The 23,963-nt window shown below is 46.5% G+C and carries 20 protein-coding genes; 11 read left to right on the plus strand and 9 right to left on the minus strand.

Annotated elements, in window-relative coordinates:
• The first annotated feature begins 14 nt into the window (after positions 1-14).
• The gene (gene ansA, locus P6910_RS13440) at positions 15-1,028 is read left to right on the plus strand and encodes an asparaginase (protein WP_317141804.1); all 1,014 of its coding nucleotides are present in this window, start codon (positions 15-17) and stop codon (positions 1,026-1,028) included.
• A gap of 38 nt (positions 1,029-1,066) precedes the next feature.
• Here the strand turns inward: ansA and ung are convergent, their stop codons facing one another.
• From ung to prfB, 6 genes are all read right to left on the minus strand, one after another.
• A complete protein-coding gene (gene ung, locus P6910_RS13445; RefSeq protein ID WP_317141805.1) occupies positions 1,067-1,744 on the minus strand; it encodes a uracil-DNA glycosylase in 678 nt (225 codons plus the stop codon).
• 149 nt (positions 1,745-1,893) lie between these two features.
• Positions 1,894-3,057: an RNA-guided endonuclease TnpB family protein gene (locus P6910_RS13450; RefSeq protein WP_317141806.1), complete on the minus strand. Its 1,164-nt coding sequence runs from the start codon at positions 3,055-3,057 to the stop codon at positions 1,894-1,896.
• 11 nt (positions 3,058-3,068) lie between these two features.
• Positions 3,069-3,329, minus strand: a complete 261-nt coding sequence (locus tag P6910_RS13455; protein ID WP_317141807.1) for a recombinase family protein — start codon at positions 3,327-3,329, stop codon at positions 3,069-3,071.
• Positions 3,330-3,653: 324 nt separating this feature from the next.
• The gene (locus tag P6910_RS13460) at positions 3,654-4,388 is read right to left on the minus strand and encodes a TetR family transcriptional regulator (protein WP_317141808.1); all 735 of its coding nucleotides are present in this window, start codon (positions 4,386-4,388) and stop codon (positions 3,654-3,656) included.
• Between the two features lie 370 nt (positions 4,389-4,758).
• Complete coding sequence (gene lysS / locus P6910_RS13465; protein ID WP_317141809.1) at positions 4,759-6,252, minus strand: lysine--tRNA ligase; 1,494 nt, start codon at positions 6,250-6,252, stop codon at positions 4,759-4,761.
• Positions 6,253-6,341: 89 nt separating this feature from the next.
• Positions 6,342-7,440, minus strand: a protein-coding gene (prfB, locus tag P6910_RS13470) for a peptide chain release factor 2 (protein WP_317141810.1) whose coding sequence is annotated in 2 segments (ribosomal slippage) — positions 6,342-7,364 and positions 7,366-7,440 — 1,098 coding nt in all. Because the reading frame shifts where the segments join, the coding sequence is not laid out codon by codon here.
• Positions 7,441-7,763: 323 nt separating this feature from the next.
• Here prfB and P6910_RS13475 point away from each other — a divergent pair.
• Positions 7,764-7,994, plus strand: a complete 231-nt coding sequence (locus P6910_RS13475; protein WP_317141811.1) for a hypothetical protein — start codon at positions 7,764-7,766, stop codon at positions 7,992-7,994.
• A gap of 101 nt (positions 7,995-8,095) precedes the next feature.
• On the opposite strand, the gene dinG is transcribed toward P6910_RS13475, so the two are convergent.
• Positions 8,096-10,246: an ATP-dependent DNA helicase DinG gene (gene dinG / locus P6910_RS13480; protein WP_317141812.1), complete on the minus strand. Its 2,151-nt coding sequence runs from the start codon at positions 10,244-10,246 to the stop codon at positions 8,096-8,098.
• Positions 10,239-10,523: a DUF1145 domain-containing protein gene (locus P6910_RS13485; protein WP_317141813.1), complete on the minus strand. Its 285-nt coding sequence runs from the start codon at positions 10,521-10,523 to the stop codon at positions 10,239-10,241. The genes dinG and P6910_RS13485 overlap by 8 nt, the downstream gene beginning before the upstream one ends.
• A 70-nt stretch (positions 10,524-10,593) precedes the next feature.
• Here P6910_RS13485 and P6910_RS13490 point away from each other — a divergent pair, with 70 nt between their 5' ends.
• Positions 10,594-11,124 (plus strand): YchJ family protein, encoded by a 531-nt coding sequence (locus P6910_RS13490; protein WP_317141814.1) that lies wholly within the window; start codon positions 10,594-10,596, stop codon positions 11,122-11,124.
• Positions 11,125-11,152: 28 nt separating this feature from the next.
• On the opposite strand, the gene P6910_RS13495 is transcribed toward P6910_RS13490, so the two are convergent.
• Positions 11,153-11,443, minus strand: a complete 291-nt coding sequence (locus P6910_RS13495; RefSeq protein ID WP_317141815.1) for a hypothetical protein — start codon at positions 11,441-11,443, stop codon at positions 11,153-11,155.
• 200 nt (positions 11,444-11,643) lie between these two features.
• On the opposite strand from P6910_RS13495, the gene P6910_RS13500 reads away from it, so the two are divergent.
• From P6910_RS13500 to P6910_RS13535, 8 genes are all read left to right on the plus strand, one after another.
• Entirely contained in the window at positions 11,644-13,068 is a 1,425-nt protein-coding gene (locus tag P6910_RS13500; protein WP_317141816.1) for a serpin family protein, read from the plus strand.
• Positions 13,069-13,080: 12 nt separating this feature from the next.
• Entirely contained in the window at positions 13,081-13,257 is a 177-nt protein-coding gene (locus P6910_RS13505; protein ID WP_317146548.1) for a YchJ family metal-binding protein, read from the plus strand.
• Positions 13,258-13,316: 59 nt separating this feature from the next.
• Positions 13,317-14,657 carry a serpin family protein gene (locus tag P6910_RS13510; RefSeq protein ID WP_317141817.1) on the plus strand — a complete coding sequence of 447 codons (1,341 nt, stop codon included), beginning with the start codon at positions 13,317-13,319 and terminating at the stop codon, positions 14,655-14,657.
• 319 nt (positions 14,658-14,976) lie between these two features.
• Positions 14,977-16,350 carry a serpin family protein gene (locus P6910_RS13515; protein WP_317141818.1) on the plus strand — a complete coding sequence of 458 codons (1,374 nt, stop codon included), beginning with the start codon at positions 14,977-14,979 and terminating at the stop codon, positions 16,348-16,350.
• Positions 16,351-16,933: 583 nt separating this feature from the next.
• Positions 16,934-18,031: a serpin family protein gene (locus P6910_RS13520; RefSeq protein ID WP_317141819.1), complete on the plus strand. Its 1,098-nt coding sequence runs from the start codon at positions 16,934-16,936 to the stop codon at positions 18,029-18,031.
• A gap of 396 nt (positions 18,032-18,427) precedes the next feature.
• Positions 18,428-19,993: a serpin family protein gene (locus tag P6910_RS13525; protein ID WP_317141820.1), complete on the plus strand. Its 1,566-nt coding sequence runs from the start codon at positions 18,428-18,430 to the stop codon at positions 19,991-19,993.
• 262 nt (positions 19,994-20,255) lie between these two features.
• Entirely contained in the window at positions 20,256-22,007 is a 1,752-nt protein-coding gene (locus P6910_RS13530) for a serpin family protein (RefSeq protein ID WP_317141821.1), read from the plus strand.
• 401 nt (positions 22,008-22,408) lie between these two features.
• Positions 22,409-23,710 carry a serpin family protein gene (locus P6910_RS13535; protein WP_317141822.1) on the plus strand — a complete coding sequence of 434 codons (1,302 nt, stop codon included), beginning with the start codon at positions 22,409-22,411 and terminating at the stop codon, positions 23,708-23,710.
• Positions 23,711-23,963 lie beyond the last annotated feature (253 nt).

The raw sequence follows: 23,963 nt of genomic DNA on the forward strand, positions 1-23,963 counted from the left end.
CTGAAATTGCTGTTATGACCAAGAAAATCTACATTATTTACACCGGCGGCACCATCGGCATGAAACCCACTGATTCGGGTTATGCTCCCTCTGGTAATATGCAGGCGCTTCTGGATGAAAAACTGCCTCCCCACGTCCGTCAGGGTCTGCCCGACTTTGACCTGGTGGAGTATGAGGAATTGATCGACTCCAGTAATATCCGCCCACAAAACTGGAAGCAGATAGCAACGGACATTGCTGATCACTATGAAGACTACGATGGTTTTGTGGTTTTGCACGGTACCGACACCATGGCATTTTCCAGCTCCATGATGTCTTTTATGCTTCGCAATCTCGATAAACCGGTTATCTTCACCGGCTCCCAGATCCCTCTGTGTGAACCTCGTAGTGACGGACTGGAAAATTTTGTCGGGGCCCTGATTATCGCCACTGATAAGCGCATCAATGAAGTGTGCTTGTACTTTAACGGTCGTTTAATGCGCGGCAACCGGGCTCGCAAGCAAAATGCCTATCTTTTTGATGCCTTTGACTCTCCCAACTTCCCTTGGTTGGGACGTGCTGATATCAATATCGAGCTCAATGATCTACTGTTGTTGAAGCCTGAAAACAAACCAGAATTTCATCTTGAATGCTCTGAAGATACCCAGGTCGGCATTGTGCAACTTTTCCCCGGTATCACAGCCCAGTGGCTGGAAGCGGCCCTTAACCAGCCTCAAAAAGCCTTTATCATAAGGACTTATGGCACAGGGAATGGCCCTGATGACGACCCGGCCCTGCTGGACGCACTGAAAAAGGCGACAGATGCCGGAAAAATCATTGTCAATCTGACCCAATGCCACAGGGGCGCTGTTCATCAAGGCAGTTATGCCGCAGGCTCTGCACTGGCCAAAGCGGGGGTAACCGGTGGTCTGGATACCACGACTGAAGCCATGTTCTGTAAGCTTCATCATTTACTGTCAAAAGGCCACTCAACACAGGAGATCAGAGAGCTGGTCGGAAAGAGTATTGCTGGTGAGATGACGATCTGAGAAAAGATGAGGACTTTCGAGTCCTCATTCAGTCGGCATCATGGCAGCTGCCAGTCGATGGGCTGAACGCCTCTGGAAGTCAGATAATCGTTGGCCTGGGAGAAAGGTCGGCTGCCAAAGAAGCCCCGATGTGCTGACAGAGGCGAAGGGTGCACAGTCTGCAATACCCGATGTTTGCTGCGGTCAATGAATTGCCCTTTACGTTGGGCATAACCACCCCAGAGGATAAACACCAGCCCTTCTCTCTTATTGTTCAGTTCAGCAATCACTCTGTCGGTAAACTGCTCCCAGCCTCGCTTCTGATGGGAAGCGGCCTGTTTGTGCTCAACGGTCAAGACGCTGTTGAGCAGCAAAACCCCCTGCTCAGCCCAGTGTTCCAGACAACCATGACTGGCAGGAGGAATCCCGAGATCATTTTGCAGCTCTTTATACATATTGATCAGTGAGGGAGGAATACGAACATCCGGACGCACCGAGAAACTGAGTCCATGAGCCTGACCCGGGCCGTGATAGGGATCCTGCCCGAGAATCACCACCTTGACCTTTTCAAAAGGTGTCAGCTCCATAGCCCGAAAATATTCACTGCCTTTTGGGTAAATCGTTTTACCAGCGGCTTTTTCATTCAACAGAAAGCTACGCAGAACCTGCATATACTCCTTGTTGAACTCACTCTGCAAATGAGACTTCCAAGAGGGCTCCAGTCTGATTTCCTGCATAGGATTTCCCCGGTTCTGCAAATACTAACAACAAGAATCGAATGATAATCGAGTCACCAAGTACCTGACCAGCTGGTTTTGCGTATACTGGCAAGAGTTTTTTCACCGCTACTAAAAATCTAACATAATCTGTAATTATGTAGACTTATCTACGCCGTCGACATGGATGCACGACGAATCGTGTCTGACTCCACTCTTGCGTAGGGTTTAGGGTCGAGCTGTAACGTGTCTCGACCATAATTATCAAGGTTAAAACTCGCACTGTAATCCCTATCATGCAGAGTTTTACATTTTGGACACCGCCACTCACGATCAGACAGAGTAAGATTGTCATTTACGTAGTCGCAAGTATGAACCGCACACTTCTTCGAGCTGGGAAAGAACCGATCTGCAATCACAACCTGGCATCCTCTCAGCTCTGCCTTGTATTCAACAAGTTCTCTCAGCTTACCGAAACCTGCGTCACTGATTGCTCTTGCCAGTTTGCGGTTTTTTACCATGCCTTTGACATTCAGATTTTCGAGGGTGATTATTTTGAATCTTGACGTCAGATAATCACTTACCTCATGTAGTACGGCTGATCGCTGGTTACTTATCCGGTAATGCAGTTTGGCAACCGCTCGCTTGGCTTTCGCGTAGCGGTTGCTTCCCTTTGTTTTGCGGCTTAACGCTCTCTGTTTACTGTTAAGGCGTTTCAGAGAGCCCTTCAGTTTCTGATTAGCAGCAAAGGTTTTGCCATTCGAACAAATCGCTAAATCTTTGACGCCAAAATCAACGCCTACAGACTCACTGCTTTGTGCTTTTGGTTCGTAATCCTCAGTGTCTACCAAAATAGAAGCGAAATACTTTCCGGCTCGCTTACTGATCGTCACCTGACAGGGTGTTCCTGTAAATCTCAGCTCCTGGCGCATCTTGATGCGGGTTTTCAGTTTCTCAATGCGAAGTGTTCTGCCATCAACATCGAACTTGGGTTTTTCTCTGAGAGAAAAACTGTCGTGTAGTCCTCGCTTCTTGAATCTTGGATAACCTGCTTTTTCTCCTTTCTTCACCCGACGAAAGAAGTGAGTAAAGGCGTCATGAAGATCGTCGATTGTGTTCCTGGTGACACGTTGGCTGACTTCGGCATACCAGGGAAACTCAAGCCTGAGTTCTTGGTATTTTTCATTCGCAGCCTTCTTTGACCATTTAACGCCTTCTTGATTGAAATGGGCTAACAGTTGATTGAACGCATGACGACGGGAACCACAAGCCCTATCAAGATAATCGGCTTGTTGTTTTGTCGGTCTGAGTTCAATCTTGTGAGCTAACAACATCTCGCAAAGTCTCAAGCATTTTTTCGTATAACCTGAGTTCGCCAACCTTCTATAGAACAGTAGGCTTCCAGTAACTCTTGCTGCCTGTCTAAGTCTGGCTTTTGGTCGTGACTGGATACTCTGCAATAGCAAAGCGTAGGCGCAGCTTCGTTACTGTAGCCCATCAATTCAGACACGTCGGAGTAACAAGTTCCAACTTTGGTCTTTCTGGCAGGAAGCAGCTCACCTGTACTTTCCGATTTTCGTAGTGTTACTGGGTCTGTACCATGCAAACGAGCTGCCTCACCTATCTTCAGTAATCACTTATCCATGCTTGAGATTTTATAAGATAGTTTTAGATTATAATAGATTTCTGCGAACTGTTTTTAACCCTTCAAGCACAGCGAGGGCCTCATAGCCACGGATACATTACCAGGATTGAAACGCAGAAGGATGGATTAAGACACCGTCCAGACAGACAAAATTAACCATCCAGGCACTTATACACACGGTTGCTGGTGAACTGGCTTGATAAAATGGTTTCGTACACCCGACAGTAGAGAGGTGTACGGTATTTTTAATTTTACAGAATGCCTGTTGACAGACCGTGATTGATATCAATGTTTAAACATCAACATTATCTGGCGACGCAGTCTTTGTTTGATCGGAGCCATATCCAGTCCACCTTTCTGCAACAGCCCCTCATACTCAACCTGGGCAATGAATGAGGCAAACAGCTGAGCATCGGTTTCTGGCTGTGATGAGCCTGTGCGCTTAAACAGTGAAACCAGACTGTTGAGAAGGTAAGTCTGATGTTTAAAAGCGATAGGACGCAGATTTTCATTTCTCAGGCACTCCAGCTGGAAAGCCCGCTCTGCGATCAGGTAATCACGATGTTCCGTCAGCTGATTACCAACGTAATCAACCGCCAGAACCAGCATCTGATCAACAAACTGACCTCTGGAATCATTGGAGTCATCCAGCAGGGCAAGCGCCTTTTGCAGCTGATCGTCTGACTCTTCCCAGAATGCCTTGAAGGTTTCAGCCCCCATTTCCACAAACAGGGTAAAGGTGTCTGTAATAAGGTCAGAAATATCTTTGAAGTAATAGGTGGTTGCAGAGAGAGGTACCTGAGCTTCCTTGGCTACAGCGCGGTGTCTGACACCACGAACGCCATCTCTTACTACGATCCTCAATGCTGCCTCCAATATGGTTCGACGGCGTTGTTCACTATTGGCCCGACTGGTTTTACGCCCCTGGTATTTCAGAGTTCCATTTCCGAGAGCTGCTCCTTCATTCTGGGCCACCTGCGTTAGGACGCAGTTTCTTTCGTCACTGTACGTTGCTTCCATGAGATAATGCCTTGCAGTTGCCTGTTAGTCTTATGACGTTTGAAAACATCTCTTGAAAAAGAGAGACTTCAGCTACGCCAGTCTTCTTGTACTTCAGCCTGAAAATGACGGTTAATGAGTCACTGTCCAGGCTTGGTCAATGGCCGCTGAAGACCGGGCTGCAGGCTAGGAGGCTGACCGAGAATAGTCTGCCCTAGTGCGGCGGCAGCAAATTGGTCTGAAAATCCGCTTTTGTTCGTCAAATAGCTCGCTATTCTCCTCACAAAACCGAATTTTCATCCTCAATTTTCTGCCGTCCTCGCAACGGGCGCTATTCTCGGTCAGCCTCCTAGGCAGACAGAAAAACTGTCTGCCATGAATCCAGCCGGGATTACTGCTGGGGTCGCATGTGCGGAAACAACAGTACATCACGGATAGAAGGTGCATCAGTAAACAGCATGACCAGACGGTCGATACCGATACCTTCGCCCGCCGTTGGCGGCAAACCATACTCCAGAGCGTTGATGTAGTCTGCATCGAAGTGCATGGCTTCATCATCACCAGCGTCTTTTTCTGCGACTTGCTGACGAAAACGCTCAGCCTGATCTTCAGAGTCGTTCAACTCGGAGAAACCATTGGCCACCTCACGACCGCCCACGAAAAATTCAAAGCGGTCAGAAATGAATGGATTGTCATCATTACGACGAGCCAGAGGCGAAACCTCTGTTGGGTATTCGGTAATGAATGTCGGATCCATCAGCCGGTGTTCAACCGTTTCCTCAAATATCTCGATCTGAACCTTGCCCAGGCCCCAGGTACCCTTGACCTCGATACCCAGCTTTTCCGCAACCCGGGTTGCTGAATCAATCGTATTGATATCAGCAGCCTCAAGATCCGGATTGAAGTGCAGTATAGAATCGAAAACGGACATACGCACAAATGGCTTGCCGAAATCGATCTCGTTACCCTGATAAGTCACAGACGTTCCACCGATCACGTCTTTGGCCAGACGCTTAAAGAGGGCTTCCGTGTGATCCATCATATCAATGTAGTCTGCGTAAGCCTGGTAGAACTCAATCATCGTAAATTCAGGGTTATGACGTGTAGACAATCCTTCGTTACGAAAGTTCCGATTAATTTCAAACACCCGTTCGAATCCGCCCACGACCAGACGCTTCAGATAGAGCTCTGGAGCAATGCGCAGGTACATATCAATATCCAGCGCATTATGGTGAGTCACGAAAGGACGTGCACTTGCACCACCCGGAATCACCTGTAGCATCGGGGTTTCCACTTCCATGTAATCCTGCTCATGGAAATAGTCACGAATCACCTGAACAATACGGGAACGGACACGGAATGCTTCCCGGGACTCTTCACGGGTAATCAGGTCCACATAACGCTGACGATAACGCATTTCGGTATCGGTCAGCCCCTTGTGCTTCTCGGGCAATGGGCGCAAGGATTTGGTCAGCAGCTCAACCTGCTCCATGTCTACGTAAAGATCTCCCTTGCCGGAACGCTGCAGAGTGCCTTCAGCACCGATGATGTCTCCCAGGTCCCAGGTCTTGGCTTCTTTCAGTACTTCTTTAGCCAGTACCTTGCGGTTCACGTACACCTGGATACGACCGGACATATCCTGAATTTCCATAAATGCGCCACGGTTCAGCATAATACGGCCGGCTACCTTGACCTTCTTTCCGGCTTCCAGCAGAGCTTCCTTGCTGGCATTGACAAATTCTTTCTGAAGATCAGCAGCCAGTGCATCACGACGGAATTTGTTTGGAAAAGCGACCCGTTCAGAACGAATGGCAGTGAGTTTTTCTCGACGAAGAGCCACCAGCTGGTTCTCTTCCTGGGCATCCAAGATCTGTTCTTCAGACATATTTTCTCCGGTTCAACCCCCGGGGGGGCTGGGAGCTAACAGTTTCCTGCAACTCCTTTATGTAAACTGTTCTCTGCTAACGGCTGACTTTAAAGGCCTTTCTTGAGACTTGCCTCGATAAACTTATCAAGATCTCCATCAAGAACGGCCTGAGTATTACGGGTTTCCACGCTGGTTCTCAAATCCTTGATTCGGGAATCATCCAGAACGTAGGAACGAATCTGACTACCCCAACCAATATCAGACTTGGAATCTTCCAAAGCCTGAGCGTCAGCACTGCGCTTCTGCATCTCCAGCTCATACAGCTTGGCTTTCAACTGCTGCATAGCCTTGTCCTTGTTCTGGTGCTGGGAACGCTGGTTCTGACACTGCACCACAATACCGGAAGGCTCGTGAGTAATACGCACCGCAGAGTCAGTGGTGTTTACGTGCTGACCACCGGCACCACTGGAGCGGTAGGTATCAATTCGAAGGTCGGCCGGATTAATCTCAATCTCGACGTTATCGTCTATCTCCGGAGAGACAAAAACCGATGAGAAGGAGGTATGACGACGGTTACCAGAATCAAATGGAGACTTTCGTACCAGACGATGCACACCGGTTTCTGTTCTCAACCAGCCAAAAGCATATTCGCCGGTAAACTGAACCGTGGCCGACTTGATACCAGCCACTTCGCCCGCAGACACTTCAATGATTTCTGTTTTGAAGCCTTTCTGCTCACCCCATCGCAGGTACATCCGCAACAGCATATTGGCCCAGTCCTGAGCCTCGGTACCACCGGAACCTGACTGAATGTCCAGATAGGCATTATTGGGGTCCATTTCTCCGGAAAACATACGCCGGAATTCCAACTCTTCCAGCTTTTCGCCCAGCTGGTCCAGCTCTTCCACAACGCCTTCAACGCCGTCTTCGTCCTGCTCTTCCACCGACATTTCCAGCAGTTCAATGGAATCTTCCAGGCCTGATGTCAGCTGATCAATGGTAGCAACGATGCCTTCCAGCGTGGAACGCTCTTTGCCCAGGGCCTGGGCACGCTCTGGCTCATTCCAGACATCCGGATCTTCAAGCTCCCGCTCTACTTCCTGCAGACGCTCACTCTTGTGTGCGTAGTCAAAGATACCCCCTAAGCACGTCAGTACGCGCTGTCAGATCCTTAATACGCTCCTTGATAGGGTTTACTTCAAGCATGGCTTATCGCTCAGTATCGTTCAGTGTTCGATGAAAAATCGGGAAATATCACTTCAGCTGCCGGTATTGACCACGAGTAAGGCAAATGCTCCTGAACAGGAACAGAACCGGATGGCTTGCTTCAAGCGGTGACAGGAAGAAATGATTTCCACAATAAAAAACAGCCAAACATTCTACCTGATCAGCCCAAGCGTTGGAATGAGAGAAAAATAAAAGCCAACCTCCGAAAGTCTGGTCTGGGAAGTATTCAGGGAACATTTTCAGCTTTTGGCAGTCCAATGTAATGAGAGGAGAAAAAAAGCAACCAACAAGAGGTATACATCATGATCAAACAGAAACTGACGGCCCTGGCCCTGATACTGCCCCTGACCGCTGTAGCCCTGTCCGGCTTTGCTGATGAAGAGGAGCCAAAGCAGGATGAGAGCAACAAGAGCGAAAGGGTTCTAAACCTTCAAAGCCTGTTGGCTAAAAATGAAGATTCAAACACCGCAGAAGAATCTTCAGAGGATGAAAAACCATCGACAGAACAAAACAGATGTTTTGAACGAGTGTAAAAAAGTGGCGAAGCCGGAACAAAGTCAGAAACCGGCGTTCGTTAGACGCTTCTGCCGTCGTTGACCCACATCGACAGCAGAAGCAACGCTCTCTGAAAGATTCAGAAAGCTGTATGCTCTATGGCTCTTCTGAAAGGCGGCAGAGAATCCAGAATCATACGACCATACCTGGCTGTGACCACTCTTCGGTCCAGCAAGGTGATCTGGCCGGTATCCTGCTCTGTTCTTAACAAACGACCGCAGGCCTGCACCAGCTTGATGGCTGCATCAGGAACCGTTATTTCCATAAATGGATTCCGACCCTGAGCCTCAAGCCATTCTGACAGTGCCGATTCCACAGGATCATCGGGAACCGCAAAAGGAATTTTGGCGATAATGACATGCTCACAATATTCACCGGGCAGGTCGATACCTTCCGCCAGACTGGCCAGACCGAAGAGAATACTGTCTTTGCCTTCATCAATATGCTTGCGATGCAGCTTCAGAAGTTCCGACCGGGAATAATCATCCTGCAATAGGATCTTCTTGCGCCAGACATCATCCAGACCAAAGTGCACATCTTTCATCTGCTTGCGTGATGAAAAAAGTACCAATGTACCTTTTTGACCGGACATCAGATCGGGCAGCTTCTCAACGATTTCTTCCGTGTGCTCTTCATTTTGACGAGGATCAGACAACATATCCGGTACCACCAGATGAGCAGCGAGACTGTGCTGAAAAGGACTGGGAACCACAACACAACGAGATTCGGACGGAACCCCTGAGCGCATACGGAAACGATTGAAGTTACCCAATGCAGTGAGTGTGGCCGACGTGACAATCGATGCATAACCCGGATTCCAGAGCGTCTGCCAGAGTGTTGCCGAAGACAGTATCGGGCTGCTGAAAACCTCCAGTTCCTCACCAAAGGGCCCTTCACTCCACTTCAGCCAGCGGGCACTGGGGGGCTCACCCTCAGGGTCTTTCATGGTGTAGGTCAACCAGAGCTGAAACTGGTTTTCCAGGCGCAGTTGCATTGCACCCATTTCCGGATACAGTTGCTCGGCCTGCCAACGGTCAATACCCGGGACATCTCCGTCCATGGCATCGTTCAGTTCCCTGGTAACTTTTTCTACCATACCACTGCATCGACTGAAGCCGACTTTAAGTACTTCAGCCTGCTGACGGAGCGCTTCAGGTATTTTTCCTTGCGGAAAGCGATAGACTGCAACCGTCGTATCACCCTGAATTCGAGGTTCAAAGGTTGCGACACCCTGTAACAGAGTATGGGTGTGACCCAGGGCATTCACCAGTTCATCAAACTCAGGCATGAGTTTTTCGAGTCTTTCACCCAATTCTCCGGGCAAGGCGTTTTGCGACAGGGTTTTCTGTAGATGCTTGCTGGCTTTCTCCAGCCAGCTGGCCGTTCCTTTTATTCTCGAATGACAGGCGAAATGATCAATTGCCTTGTCAGGCAGATGATGGCCCTCATCGAAGACGTAAACGGTATCTTTCGGATCAGGCAGAATAGCGCCACCGCCCAGGGCCAGATCAGCCAGCACCAGATCATGATTGGTCACCACCACGTCGGCCTGTTCAAGATCTGCACGAGCTTTATAGAAGGGACACTGATTAAAATAGCCACAGCGGCGACCACTGCACTGGGAATGATCGGTGGTAATCATTCGCCACTGTTGATCTTCCAATGCATCGGGCCAGCTGTCACGATCACCCTCCCACTTGGAAGCGGCAAAGTCTTCCAGCATACTTTGGTAGAGCTTCAGGGAACTCTCGTCCTGCGCCAGAGTGAAACCTTCCCCGGCAAACATATCCATCAATGAGGCCGTTGACTGCTCTTCCTGTAACAACCGATCAAGCTTGCTCAGACAAGCATAACGTCCACGCCCCTTGGCCAGGGTAAAAGAGAACTTAAGTCCGGTTTTCAGGATAATATCGGGCAGGTCCTTGCCTATAATCTGCTCCTGCAGCGTCACAGTGGCTGTTGAGATTACCAGTCTTTTATCAGCAGCCTGCGCCATCACCACAGCAGGCAGAACGTAACCCACCGTTTTACCGGTACCGGTACCAGCCTCGACGACAATCACGGAAGGATCAGACGTTCTTCGCCCTTCACTGTCGGTCTTGACCTCACCCAGGGAACGGGCGACTTCTGCAATCATCTGTTTCTGACCGGGCCGGGCCTTCAGCTTTTTGCTGGCCAGAAACGTGCTGTAAGCCTTCTGGATCTTTTTTTTCTGTGAATCTTCAAGCACTGTGCTGATCACCCACTGGCTGGGTCGGAATTTTTTTCATCAGACTCATCAGGTGAAAGCCGCCAAAGATCAGAATCATGTAGCGATCTTTCATGGACAGCGGCGCGCCCATAGCTGCAAAACGGCGACTGAAGAAGAAATGCTCTGCCGTGTGCAACAGCAGCAACAGGGGCGCGGCCCAATTCAGTACGGACCCCATGGGTTCTGCCACGGGCATAAAGAGATTCCACAGTGCTGAAAGCCAGAATAAAACCACCACCGCTTTGCCAAAGCCCATGTATCTGATCCTGTAATTTAAGTAAAATAACATTCTATCGAAAACTCATCACTCCTGCTCGAAGAATTCTATGACTGAAAACAGCCCTGAGCTTGAAAACAGCCCTGAGCAAAAACATCCTTATTCAGACGCCTCTATCAACCATTGCCCCTGTGGCTCAGGCCAAACCTACAGAGCATGCTGTGGCCCCTACCATTCAGGGCAAGCAGCGCCAACCGCGGAAGCCCTGATGCGTTCCCGCTTTTCAGCCTATTATCTTAAAAACACGGATTATCTGCTGGCCAGCACCTGGCAGCGCCAGATCAATGGCTTGGATAAAGCCGGCATTCACAGAGAGACAGACGCTACCCGGTGGACCCGACTGGACGTGGTCAGCACTGAAGCTGGCGGCAGTTCTGACACCCGTGGAAAAGTGGAATTCAAAGCCTGGTTTCTGAACCCCGTCACCGGCAGGGAAGAAGCGCACCATGAACGCTCAGACTTCATCAGGGAACAGGATCGCTGGTATTTTATCTATCCGGATATTCCCGCCAAACTGCCCGGAAGAAACGACCCTTGTCTCTGCGGTAGTGGCAAAAAATACAAAAAGTGCTGCGGCTGATTCTCTGTCCGCTTTATCAAAAGACAGTTTAGCGACCATCAAATTTGACACTCCCCACCTTGTCGAGGCTGTCGCAAAACTCTGGTTCCCATGCCCTGTGGGTGTCGCAAAACTCCAACAGCTCGTCCCCATCATCTGACGTCGTCATTCCCGCGAAGGCGGGAATCCACACTGACTCACCACCAGAACCGCACTGCCCGGTGCCCCCTGGCCTTGTCATCCCCGAGAAGGCAGAGATCCTCCGTTGGCGCTGGATTCCCGCCTTCGCGGGAATGACGACGTCAGATGATGGGAACGAGTTGTTGGGCTTTTGCGACACCCTCGCCCAGCGTGGGACCGAGTTGCCGGGCTTTTGCGACAGCCTCGATTGGGCGAGGGTTTACGACGATTTTGCTAAGAAACTATTCTATATTGAGTTCTGGATTTCATATTCCGTTGACTGTCCCAAAAGGATAACTGTTCAGTCAACAAGCCGGTTTTTTCGAGACAAAGTTTAATTAAGAGAGCTGAGGTGAAAACTTGTTTTTACTTGGTGAACCTTCCGGTTCAATCTGCCAGTACACGTTCGTTCTTGTGTTGCTCTGCTTATTCAGTTTACTGTTGCTACCCTCACAACCTCTGGCCATTACCTGTGACAGTTGCGGCCGGGATTACGATGAAGAAACCTTTTCATCCTGCCCGACACCGTCTTGTAATAAAGAAAATGAAGGTGAGTTCCCTCAACATGGCACCGCACCTCCTCAAGGGGCAACACCAGTAAACCTTGATTTAAATCCTGGTGCACAAGTGGATAAATCGGAGACAAATTTTGATTTTGCCATGCACGTATTTTACAAAGCATCTGCCAATATCCCAGGAAATTTTGTCATATCCCCTGATAGCCTTTTTCAGACAGTGGCACTGTTACTGTTAAATGCGAGAGATAAGGGTACGGACGAACAATTCCGTCAAATTTATATGGGAGGCAAGGATTCTGAACCATCCGGTGCAGCAGCATCAGGCGCAACGGACGGTGGACAGGACAAAAACCCTTTTGCAATTATCATGCTCGCAGCCAATCAATCTGAGGCTTTGGCAACTTATAGAGAGAGGCTCAAACAAGTTGACCATTCTCCTGGTAACGCCGACTGCAGCCATCGCGCGGATACGCAAAGCCTGGACCAACTGCTCAACAGACTATTTTGTCAATTAACCCATGGTATTATTCAAGATTATTGCACCCGCGATGCTTACCCCTTTAAATTATCTTTAACCATAGAACTTGCAAGTTCTTTCTACTTCGTAGGGATGTGGAGAGAGTCTTCTGAGACCGATAATGCCTATTTATTTACCTTGCCCAATGATCAGGCAGTCGCTTTAGAAAGAATTATCAAAGGAAAAACTAATCCTTCCCAATACGCTCGTCACAATAATTGGAACGCATTTACCTTTCCCTACCGGGAAGACCATGAAATGATTTTGATTTTACCCCCGCCAGGTGGATTTCCTTATGTGCAGAAGTCAGAAATAATATCGGCGTTGATATCATCATTCGACTCCGAAGAACCTTTTTCATCCAGTTCAACGACAACTCCCGAAGTTCTGCTCTCTAACGTTGATACAAACACTGACTTGAGCGAAGCTATACATCCATCAGGTTCAGGTTTACTTTCTGTTGTTACCAGCGATCTGAGTTCAGGCGCTATGCCAACTCTGTCGTTTGGCATGAATGCCTTCAGTAAACAAGAAGCCCCGGACGCAGCTCTAAGCAATACTGGTTCTCACAGAACACATGAAGGAGATGCAGTACAATCAATCCGATTTGATCGACCCTTTCTTTATATATTGCGTAATAAAATAACAAAAAGAATCAACCTCATTGGCAGATACTTCTTTCCACCGGATTCAGGGACAAGCTCTTCAGGATCGAGCAACGACAAATCGGGACAAGGAAAAACCTCGTGAATCCACTTCAAAATCAGGTTACTGAACCTCGCCAACGGCAGAGAAGAAGCGCACCATGAGCGCTCAGACTTCATCAGGGAACAGGGTCGCTGGTATTTTATCTATCCGGATATTCCCACCAGTCTTCCCGGAAGAAACGAAGCTTGTCTCTGCGGTAGTGGCAAAAAATACAAAAAGTGCTGCGATTGATTCTCTGTCCGCTTTATCAAAAGACAGCAAAGTTTAATTAAGATAGGTGAGGTGAAAACTTGTTTTTAATTGCTAAACCTTCCGGTTCAACCTGCCAGTACACTGTCGTTCTTGTGTTGCTCAGTTTACTGTTGCTACCCTCACAACTTCTGGCTTTGACTTGTCAAAAATGCGGCTTCAATTACAATCGAAAAGACTTCTCGTTCTGCCCAATGTGTGGGGAAGAAGCTGAAAATAAAGATCTTCCGCATTGCACAATGCCTTCCCAACCAGCAGCAGTAAGACCTGGTACACAGGTGGATGAATCCCTGAGAAACCTAGAGTTTGCCGTAAATGTATTTAGCCATGCAGCCCCCAATATCCCTGAAAATTTTGTAATATCCCCTGATAGTCTTTTTCAGACACTGGCATTGTTAGTATTAAATGCGGGTGCTGACGGTGCGATCGAGCAATGGCGTCAAAATTATCTGAGCGAAGATCATTCTCAGCCATCCGATGCAGCAACATCAGGCGCAACAGCACGTGGACAGAACACACACTGTTTTGCGAATAACTTGCTCGCAACCAGTCAACTTGATCATTTGGCAATTTACAAAGAGAGACTTAAACAAATACACGACGATTTTCGTGGTAAAATGAACTTGATGAGCCTCACCCCTATGCATAGCCTGGCCAAAGAGCTCAACGGACTATTTTGCCAATTAACCCATGATATGGTGCAACGTTTATGCAGCCCCATCGGTTGGCCCTTATCAACATACATGGAACTCATGACTTCGATTTACTTCACAGGGCTGTTGGAAAAGTCTCGCGGGACCGAAAGTGCAGCTTTATTTACCTTACCCGATGGTCAGGCAGCCGTTGTAGACAGAATTATGAATGGAGAAATCAATCCTTCCTGGTACGCACATCACAATGATTGGCAAGCAGTTACCTTTCCCTATCGGAGAGATGATAAAATAATTTTGGTTTTACCCCCGCCAGAGACAATGCTAAATGCAGTCACATCAGAAATAATAACGGCATTATTTTCATCATTAGACTCCGAAGAATCTTTTTCATCCAGCTTAGCGAGAACTCCCGGACTTCCACCCTCTAATATTGATACAAACACTGACTTGAGCGAAGCTTTACGTCCATCAGGTTCAGATTTAATGTCTCTTGTTAGCACCGATCTGAGTTCAGGAGCTATGCTGGCTCAGCCTGCTCTTGTGAATGTGTTTAGTAAACAAGGGGCCCGGGACCCAGCTTTAACGCACGCTGGTTCTGATAGGACACATAAGAGAGATACAATACGACCAATCCGATTTACTCGACCTTTTATTTATATCTTGCGTAATAGGATAACAAAAAGAATCATCTACATTGGTCGGTTATTTTATCCCAGAGGCGCCTCGTGATTGTGAACCCTTTGATCGGGATCAGGAGAGCCTCATGACTCCCTCACTGATTTCCTCGCAAGCGAAGGTAAATGGGACGTCCAAAGATTTAATGATGGATATAAGCGCGATCAAAAGACAATGGACATTCATTTATACAGCGCCAGCGCCCTCTGAGTTTCAAACTGATTCAGTTTTTATCTGGACGCTGATCAGAAAACCACCCTATATTGGACTATTGATTTCACTCTCAATTGAGTGTTCAGCAAAATAACGTTCCATAAAAAAACAGGAAGGTTATTCCAGCTCCCCTTAAAGCTTCAGGCAGCGTGGTACCAGCGTGGTTTTACTGAGCAAATTTTCCGATCCAGACTGCCAGTTCAGAATCGTTCTGATGTTGACCTGCTTACTCTATTTATTGTTGCCAGCCCCACAGCCTCTGGCTAAGACTTGTGGCAGTTGCGGCCTGGATTACGATGATGAAACCTTTTCATCCTGCCCGACATCGTCCTGTAATAAAGAAGCTAAATATGACTTCCCTCAACATGAAACAGCAACTCCCCAAGGTTCAACACCAGTAAACCCTGATTCAAATCCTTGTGCACAAGTAGATAAATCGGAGAGAAATTTTGATTTTGCCATGAAGGTATTTTACCAAACATCAGGAAATATCCTTGAAAATTTTGTCATGTCCCCTGATAGCCTTTTGCAGACAGTGGCGCTGTTACTGTTACATGCGGGTACTAACAGTACAGATGTGCAATTGCGTCGAATTTATCGGCCTGGCTATGATTACCAGCCATCCGATACAGCAGCATCAGGCGCAACAGCCGGTGGACAGAACCAAAGCCCTTCTTCGATTATCTTGCTCGCAGCCAGTCAACCTGAAGCTTTGGAAGTGTATAGAGAGAGACTTAAACAAGTCAACAATACTCCTGGTAACGTCGACTGCACCATTCGCGGACAAACCCAAAGCCTTGGCCAACTGCTTAACAAACTATTTTGCCAATTAACCCATGGTATTATTCAAGATTTTTGCACCCCCGATGCTTACCCCTTTCACTTATCTTTATCCATAGAAGTCGCATGCTACTTATACTTCCTGGGGATGTGGAGAATGTCTTCTGGGACCGATAGTGCTTATTTATTTAACTTACCCGATGATCAAGCAGACGCTTTAAAAAGAATTATGGAAGGAAAAACTAATCCTTCTCGATACGCTCGTTACAATAATTGGAAAGCATTTAACTTTCCCTTCCGGGGAGACAATGAAATAATTTTGATTTTACCCCCGGCAGGGGTGCTTCTGTATGGGCTAAGAGGTAATATAATATCGGCATTGATATCCTCATTCGACTCCAAAGAATCCTTTTCATCCAGTTCAACGACAACTCCCGAATTTCCACCCTCTAAAGCTGATAAAAACACTGACTTGAGTGAAGCTCTCAGTCGATCGGGTTCAGGTTTACTTTCTGCTGCTGCCAGTGATCTGAGCTCAGGAGCTATGCCCGGTCTGCCAGTTCGTTCAAATATGTTTAGTGAACAAGGAACCCGGGACGCAGCCTTAACGCACGCTGGTTCTGACAGAACCCATGAGAGAGATACAATACGACCAATCCGGTTCGATCTACCCTTTATTTATATCTTGCGCAATAGAATAACAAAAAGAATCATCTACATTGGTCGGTTATTTTATCCCAGAGGCGCCTCGTGATTGTGAACTCGTTGATCGGGACCAGGAGAGCCTCACGACTCCCTCACTGATTTCCTCGTAAGCGAAGGTAAATGGGACGTCCAAAGATTTAATGATGGATATAAGCGATCAAAAGACAATGGACATTCATTTATACGGCGCCGGCACTCTATGACTTTCAAACTGATTTAGTTTTTATCTGGACGCTGATCAGAAAACCACCCTATATTGGACTATGGATTTCACTCTCAATTGAGTGTTCGGCAAAATAACGTTCCATAAAAAACAGGAAGGTTATTCCAGCCCCCCCTAAAGCTTCAGGCAGCATGGTACAAGCGTGGTTTTACTCAGCAAATCTTCCGATCCAGACTGCCATTACAGGGTCGATCTGGTATTGGTCTGTTTACTCCACATATTCTTATTACCTTCGCAACTTCTGGCTGTGACTTGTGAGAAATGCGGCTTCAATTACGATCAGGAAGACTTTAAATTTTGCCCGACGCTGTCATGTAATAGAGAAGCAGAGAGTCAGCCCCCTCAACATGACACAGCACCTCCCCAAGGGGCGGCAAGAGGAAACCCTGACTCAGATCCTGGTGCGCAAGTGGATGGATCCCAGAGAAATCTTGATTATGCCATCAATGTACTTGGCCATGTAGCCGCAAATATTCATGGAGATTTTGTCATTTCCCCCGATGGCCTTTTTCAGACAGTGGCAATGTTGCTGCTACATGCGGGTCCTGACGGTGCAGCCGAGCAATTGCGTCAAATTTATCTGGGAGAGTATTCTTCTGAGCCAACCGCTGCAGCATCATCACGCGCTACAGAATCTGGACAGGAGAAAAGCCGGAATATGACTGGCTTGCTCGCAGCCAGTCAGCCTGATCCTCTGGCAATTTACAGAGAGAGACTTGAAGAAGCAAACCGCCATACTCGTAGTAACGTCAACTTCACCAACCGTGGGCCTATAAAAAACTTAGCCCTGTTGCTCAACAGTCTGTTTTGTCAGTTAACCAATGGTATAATTCGACGTTTCTGCTACTCCAACGTCTGGCCCTCATCCTGGTCCATAGAACTAATAAGTGCTTATTACTTCATAGGGCTGCGGGAAAGATCTTTTGGGACCCAAAATGCAACAGGTTTATTTACCTCATTACCTAACGATCAGGCCGCCACTTTGCGCAGAATTATGGATAAAGAAATCAGACCTTCGCAATACGCCCATCACAATGATTGGGAAGCATTTTCCTTTCCCTACCCCAACTGGGGAAATGAAGAAATGGTATTGATTATACCACCGGCAGGGATAGTGCTTTATGGACTAAGTTCAGAAATAATAAAGGCATTATTGTCGTCATTAGACTCCGAAGAATCCATTTCAACGACAACTCACGGAGTTTCACCCTCTAACCTTGATACAAACACTGACTTGAGTAAAGCCTTAAATCCATCAGGTTCAGGTTTACTTCGTGTTGTTACCAGTGATCTGAGTTCAGGAGCTCTGCCAGTCCGTATGAATGTGTTTAGTGAACAAGGAGCTAAGGACGCAACTTTGAGACACGCTGGCTCTGATAGAACACATGAGGGAGAGATAGTACGGCCAATCCAATTTGATCGACCCTTTATTTATATCTTACGTAATAGAATAACAAAAAGAATCATCTACATTGGGCGGATATTTTACCCCAGGGACAGTACATGATCCTGAACCCGTTAATCGGGATTAGGAGAGCCTCTTGACTCCCTCGCTGATTTCCTCGCAAGCCAAAGTGAATAGGACGCTCAAAGACTTAATGATGGATATAAGCGATCAAAAGACAATGGATCTTCAATTCTACAAGGCCAACACCCTCTGAGTTTCAAGCTGATTTGGTTTATGTTTGAGCACTAACCAGAGAACTATCCTATATTGAATTCCGGACTTCATAATCGGTTGAACGCTCCGCAGAGTGCTGATCTTTCAAATTGGAAAGATATTCCGAGACCAACCCTAAAAACAAGTCAACAAGGTGCAAACGTGGTTTTACTATGCAAATATTCCGATAGGGTCTGGTTGTACAGGTTCATTCTGGTGTTAGTCTGTTTGCTAAGTTTTCTATTGCTACCTTCACAGCTTCTGGCAGTGAACTGTATAAAATGCGGGCGCGAGTACAGCGATGGTTTTTTTAAAGAATCTGAACCCTGTTACTTATGTCGAAGAAAAGGCTATTCTGATTCTACTGATGAGAGTCTTCATTATCAAAAAAAGACACGCCCACAACCTGAGACTGTGAATTGTGAAAAATGTGGCTTCGCTTACAACATCGAACATTTTTCATCCTGCCCGAAACCCTTGTGTGATCCACTATTTTTACCCCGGGCGACACCATCGTTTGATCAACGTTATAGAAATGAGAATGATACATCTAATGAAAGTGATACATCGTCGCTTGATGAAGATGAGCCACTACTTCTCACAGCGCCTTTCCGGGCTTTCGCAGGAATAAACCCTGATTCAAATCCCGGCGCACAGGCAGATGAATCACAGGGAACTCTGGGTCTTGCCATAGATGTATTCAAGCGAGCAGCACAGGCAACTCCTGAAAATTTTGTCTTGTCCCCTGATGGCCTTTTTCAGACATTGTCACTGTTAATGATGGGGGCGACTGATGAAACCCGGCAATTGCTTCAAAACTGTCTGGGAGAGGAATGTTCTGAACCCTCCGGTGCTACAGCATCATCCGCGACAGCCTGTGGACAGGACCAATACTGTATTACAAACTGCCTGCTTGTCTCCGATATGCATACTCTTCAAGAAACATATAAACAGAGGCTCAAACAAATAAACGCCGATATTCGTGATAACGTCAACTTCTCCGACCGTGCATCTTTACAAAGCCTTGCTCAAGAACTCAACCATCTATTTTGCCAATTAACCCATGGATTAGTTCGAAAATTTTGCCAGGGCAGGGATTGGCAGTCAGATACATCCATAGCACTCATAAATTCTGTTTATTTCAAAGGCCTCTGGGAAAGGGCTTTCAAGACTCGAAGTGGAGGAGCAATATTTACTTTACCCGATAATCAAAGAGTCCTTTTAGACAGCTTTATGGATGGAAAAATTAATGCTTCCCAACAGGCTAAATACAAAAAATGGAGGGCAGTGAGCATCCCCTACCAGGGAGATCATGAAATGATTTTGGTCTTACCCCCGCAAGGGATAATGCCCCATGAGGTATCACCAGAGATAATAATGGCATTATTTTCATCATTAGACTCCGAAGAACTGTGTTTATCAAGTTCAACAGTGTCTCTTGGACTTCCACCTTTTAGTGTTGATTCGGACACTGACTTGATAAAGGCATTGGCTCAAACAACTTTACATTCTCTTTTTACAAATACACTCAGCTTAGGAACTATGCTATTGGAGCCTGTACCTGTTTTTATAAATGTGTTTAATCAACACAGCGCCATAGAAGTTAACGAACAGGGAACCGAAGCCGCGGCAGTAACACACATGGGTTGTATGAGAGGGTTTAGTATGAATAGCCCGAAACCCATTGAATTTACACGACCATTTATTTATATATTGCGTAATAGAATAACAAAAAAAATCATCTTCATTGGGCAGATACTTGATCCCCGGAAATCAGGAGCAGGTACTTCAGGATCGGGTACCCAGTAATCGGGACAGGGGGAGCCTCACGACTCCCTTTTTACATCGCCCCCTGTGACTTTTGAACTGGTTTAGTTTTTTTAGGCACTGACCGGGAAACTATCCTATATTGGGTTCCTGATCTCACATTCGGTTGACCATTATGCAGGGTAGCGGTTTATAACGTAGGAAGGATATTCCGAGACAAACTCTAAAATTAAATCAACAAGGTAAAAACGTGGTTTTACTAAGCAAACCTTCCGGTATAACCTGGAAGTCCAGGTACGCTCTGGTGTTGGTCTTTTTGCTCAGTTTTTTATTGCTACCCTCAGAACTTCTGGCTGTAAACTGTAAAAAATGCGGTCGTCAGTTCAATGATAATTTTCTTAAAAAATCCGATCACTGCCTTCCATGTCGAGTAAAAGATTTATCTGATTCCTCTGATTCTTCACCTGCACCCTTCAAGCCAGCTCGAAGAAAAGACTCTTCTGATACATCCGATTCTTCTTCAGATTCTTCTGATGAGGGTTTTCATCAGCGAAAAAAGAGACGCGTAAAGCCTCAGACTGTAAATTGTGAAAAATGCGACTTCAATTACGATGTCGACCTTTCAGACTGCCCGATTTGTTATTTACCATCATCATTCAAAGCGAAATCGTCGCGTGTTCGACTATGTAGCAATGCAAGTGATACATCGAATGCAAGTGATACATCGAATGAAAGTGATACATCGAATGCAAGTGATACATCGAATGCAAGTGATACATCGAATGCAAGTGATACATCGAATGAAAGTGATATATCGTCGCTTGATGAAGATAAGCCTCAACTTGTCACAGCACCCTCCCAGGCTTTAGCAGGAATAAACCCTGATTCAAATTCTGGTGCACAGGTGGATGGATCGCCTGGCACTCTCGGTCTTACCATAAATGTATTCAGGCAGGCAGCACAGGCAACTTCAGAAAACCTTGTTTTGTCCCCTGATGGCCTTTTTCAGACACTGTCACTGTTACTGATGGGGGCGACAGATGAAACCCGGCAATTGCTTCAAAACTGTCTGGGAGAGGAGTATTCTGAGCCATCCGGTGCCACAGCCTCGGGCGCGACTGCCTGTGGACAGGACCAATATTGTATTGCCAATTGTCTGCTTGTCTCCAATAGGCATACTCTTCAGGAAACTTATAAACAGAGGCTCAAACAAATAAACGCCGATATTCGTGATAATGTCAACTTCTCCGACCGTGCATCTATACAAAGCCTCGCCCAGGAACTTAACGACCTATTTTGCCACTTAACCCATGGATTGGTTCCAAAATTTTGCCAGGACGGAGATTGGCAGTCAGATACATCCATAGCACTCATAAATTCTGTTTACTTCAAAGGTCTCTGGGAAAGGGCTTTCAGTACTCGAAGTGGAGGAGAAATATTTACTTTACCCAATAATCAAAGAGTCGTTTTAGAGAGCTTTATGGATGGAACAATTAATGCTTCCCAACAGGCTAAATACAAAAAGTGGAGGGCAGTGAGCATTCCCTACCGGGGAGATCATGAAATGATTCTGGTTTTACCTCCACGAGGAATAATGCCCCACGAGGTATCACCAAAAATAATAATGGCATTATTTTCATCCTTAGACTCCGAAGAACTATGTTTATCAGACTCAACATTTTCTCTTGGACTTCCGCCCTTCAGGGTCGATTCGAACGTTGACTTGATAAAAGCATTAGCTCAAACAACTTTACATTCTCTTTTTACAAACACACTCAGCTTAGGATCTATGCTGTCCAATCCAGCACCTGTTTTTATTAACGTGTTCAATCAACACAGTGCCATAGAAGTTAATGAACAAGGAACCGAAGCCGCTGCTGTAACACACATCGGTTGTTCGAGAGGATTTAGTATGAATAGCCCGAAACCCATTGAATTTACACGACCATTTATTTATATATTGCGTAATAGAATAACAAAAAAAATCATCTTCATTGGGCAGATACTTGATCCCCGGAAATCAGGAGCAGGTACTTCAGGATCGGGTGCCCGGTAATCTGGACAGGGGGAGCCTCACGACTCCCTCACCCTTTGTTGCAAACGAAGAAGCATGTGGCTTTGAACGATCTAAAAATGCAAATATAGCCAATGAAAAACAATGGATTTTCATTTTTTACATCACCAGCACTCTTTAATCTTCAAACTGATTTATTTTTTTGGCACTGACCAGGAAACCATCCTATATTGAGTGCCTGATTTAACATTCGGTTGACCATTCTGCAGGGTAGCGGCTCATAAGATAGGGAGGATATTCCTGAACATAGCCGAAGATTAAGACAACAAGGTATATACATGGCTTCACCAGGTAAGGCTTCCGATATAGCCAGGCAGTACAGGTCCGTTCCAGTGTTATCCTGTTTGCTCTGTTTCCTGTTCATACCCTCACAACTTCTGGCAGTGAACTGCATAAAATGTGGCCGTGAATACAGTGATGACTTATTTAAAGAATCTGAACCCTGCCACTTATGTCGAACAAAAGACGGTTCTGATTCTGCTGATGAGGGTCATGATTTAAATCCCGGTGCCCAGGCAGATGAATCACAGGGGACTCTGGGTCTTGCCATAGATGTATTCAGGCGTGCAGCACAGGCAACTCCTGAAAATTTGGTCCTGTCCCCTGACGGCCTTTTTCAGACACTGTCACTGATACTGATGGGGGCTACCGATGAAACCCAGCAATTGCTTCAAAAGTGTCTGGGAGAGGATTATTCTGAGCCAACCGGTGCTACAGCATCAGGTGCTACAGCATCTGGCGCCACAGCCTGTGGACAGGACCAATACTGTATTGCGAATTGCCTGCTTGTCTCCAATAGGCATACTCTTCAGGAAACTTATAAAAAGAAGCTTGAACAAATAAACGCCGATATTCGAGATAACGTCAACTTCTCCGACCGTGCATCATTACAAAGCCTTGCTCAAGAACTCAACGACCTGTTTTGCCAATTAACCCATGGATTGGTTCGAGAATTTTGCCAGGACAGGGACTGGCATTCCAGTACTTCTATAGCACTCATAAATTCTGTTTACTTCAAAGGCTTCTGGGAAACGGCTTTCAGGAAACGAATTGGAGGATCAGTATTTACTTTACCCGATAATCAAAAAGTTGTTTTAGACGGGTTTATGGATGGAGAAATCAATGCTGCCCAAGAGGCTGAATACAATGATTGGAGGGCAGCTACCGTCCCCTACCAGGGAGATCATGAAATGATTTTGATTTTACCCCCGGAAGGGATAATGCCCCACGAGGTATCGCCAGAAATAATAATGGCACTATTCTCATCGTTAGACTCTAAAGAGCTATCTTTTTCAAGCTCAACTGTTCCTCTTGGACTCCCGACCTTTAGTGTTGACTCGGACACTAACTTGATCAATGCATTAGCTCAAACAACTTTACATTCTCTTTTTACAGGCGCACTCAGCTTAGGATCGATGCTATCCAATCCAGTGCCTGTTTTTATTAATGTGTTTAATCAACACAGCGTCATAGAAGTTAATGAACAAGGAACTGAAGCCGCAGCTGTAACACACGTCGGTTTTTTTACATCAACGGGCATGAGTAGTCCGAAGCCTATTAATTTTACACGACCATTTATTTATATATTGCGTAATAAAATAACAAAAAAAATCATCTTCATTGGACAGATACTAGATCCCCGGAACTTGAAAGAAGACTCTTCAGGTTCGGCTTCCAATAATTGACATGGAGAGCCTCAGGACTCACCCTCTCCCTTTCTTTGCAAGCCAGATGGAATAGGGTTCTCAGAGATTTTTGGGTAAATAGCCATCGATAAACACTGAATCTTTAATTTTTACAGCGTCAACTCCCTCTGACCCTTGAGCAGGTTTAGTTTTTTTAGGCACTCACCAAAAAACTATCCTATATTGTGTTACGTACTCCATTCGCCGCTCCGCAGGGCAACTGTTCAGTGAATAGCAAGGTCATCTTGAGACA

It is taken from the genome of Endozoicomonas sp. 8E (assembly GCF_032883915.1).
Classification (GTDB): Bacteria; Pseudomonadota; Gammaproteobacteria; order Pseudomonadales; family Endozoicomonadaceae; genus Endozoicomonas_A.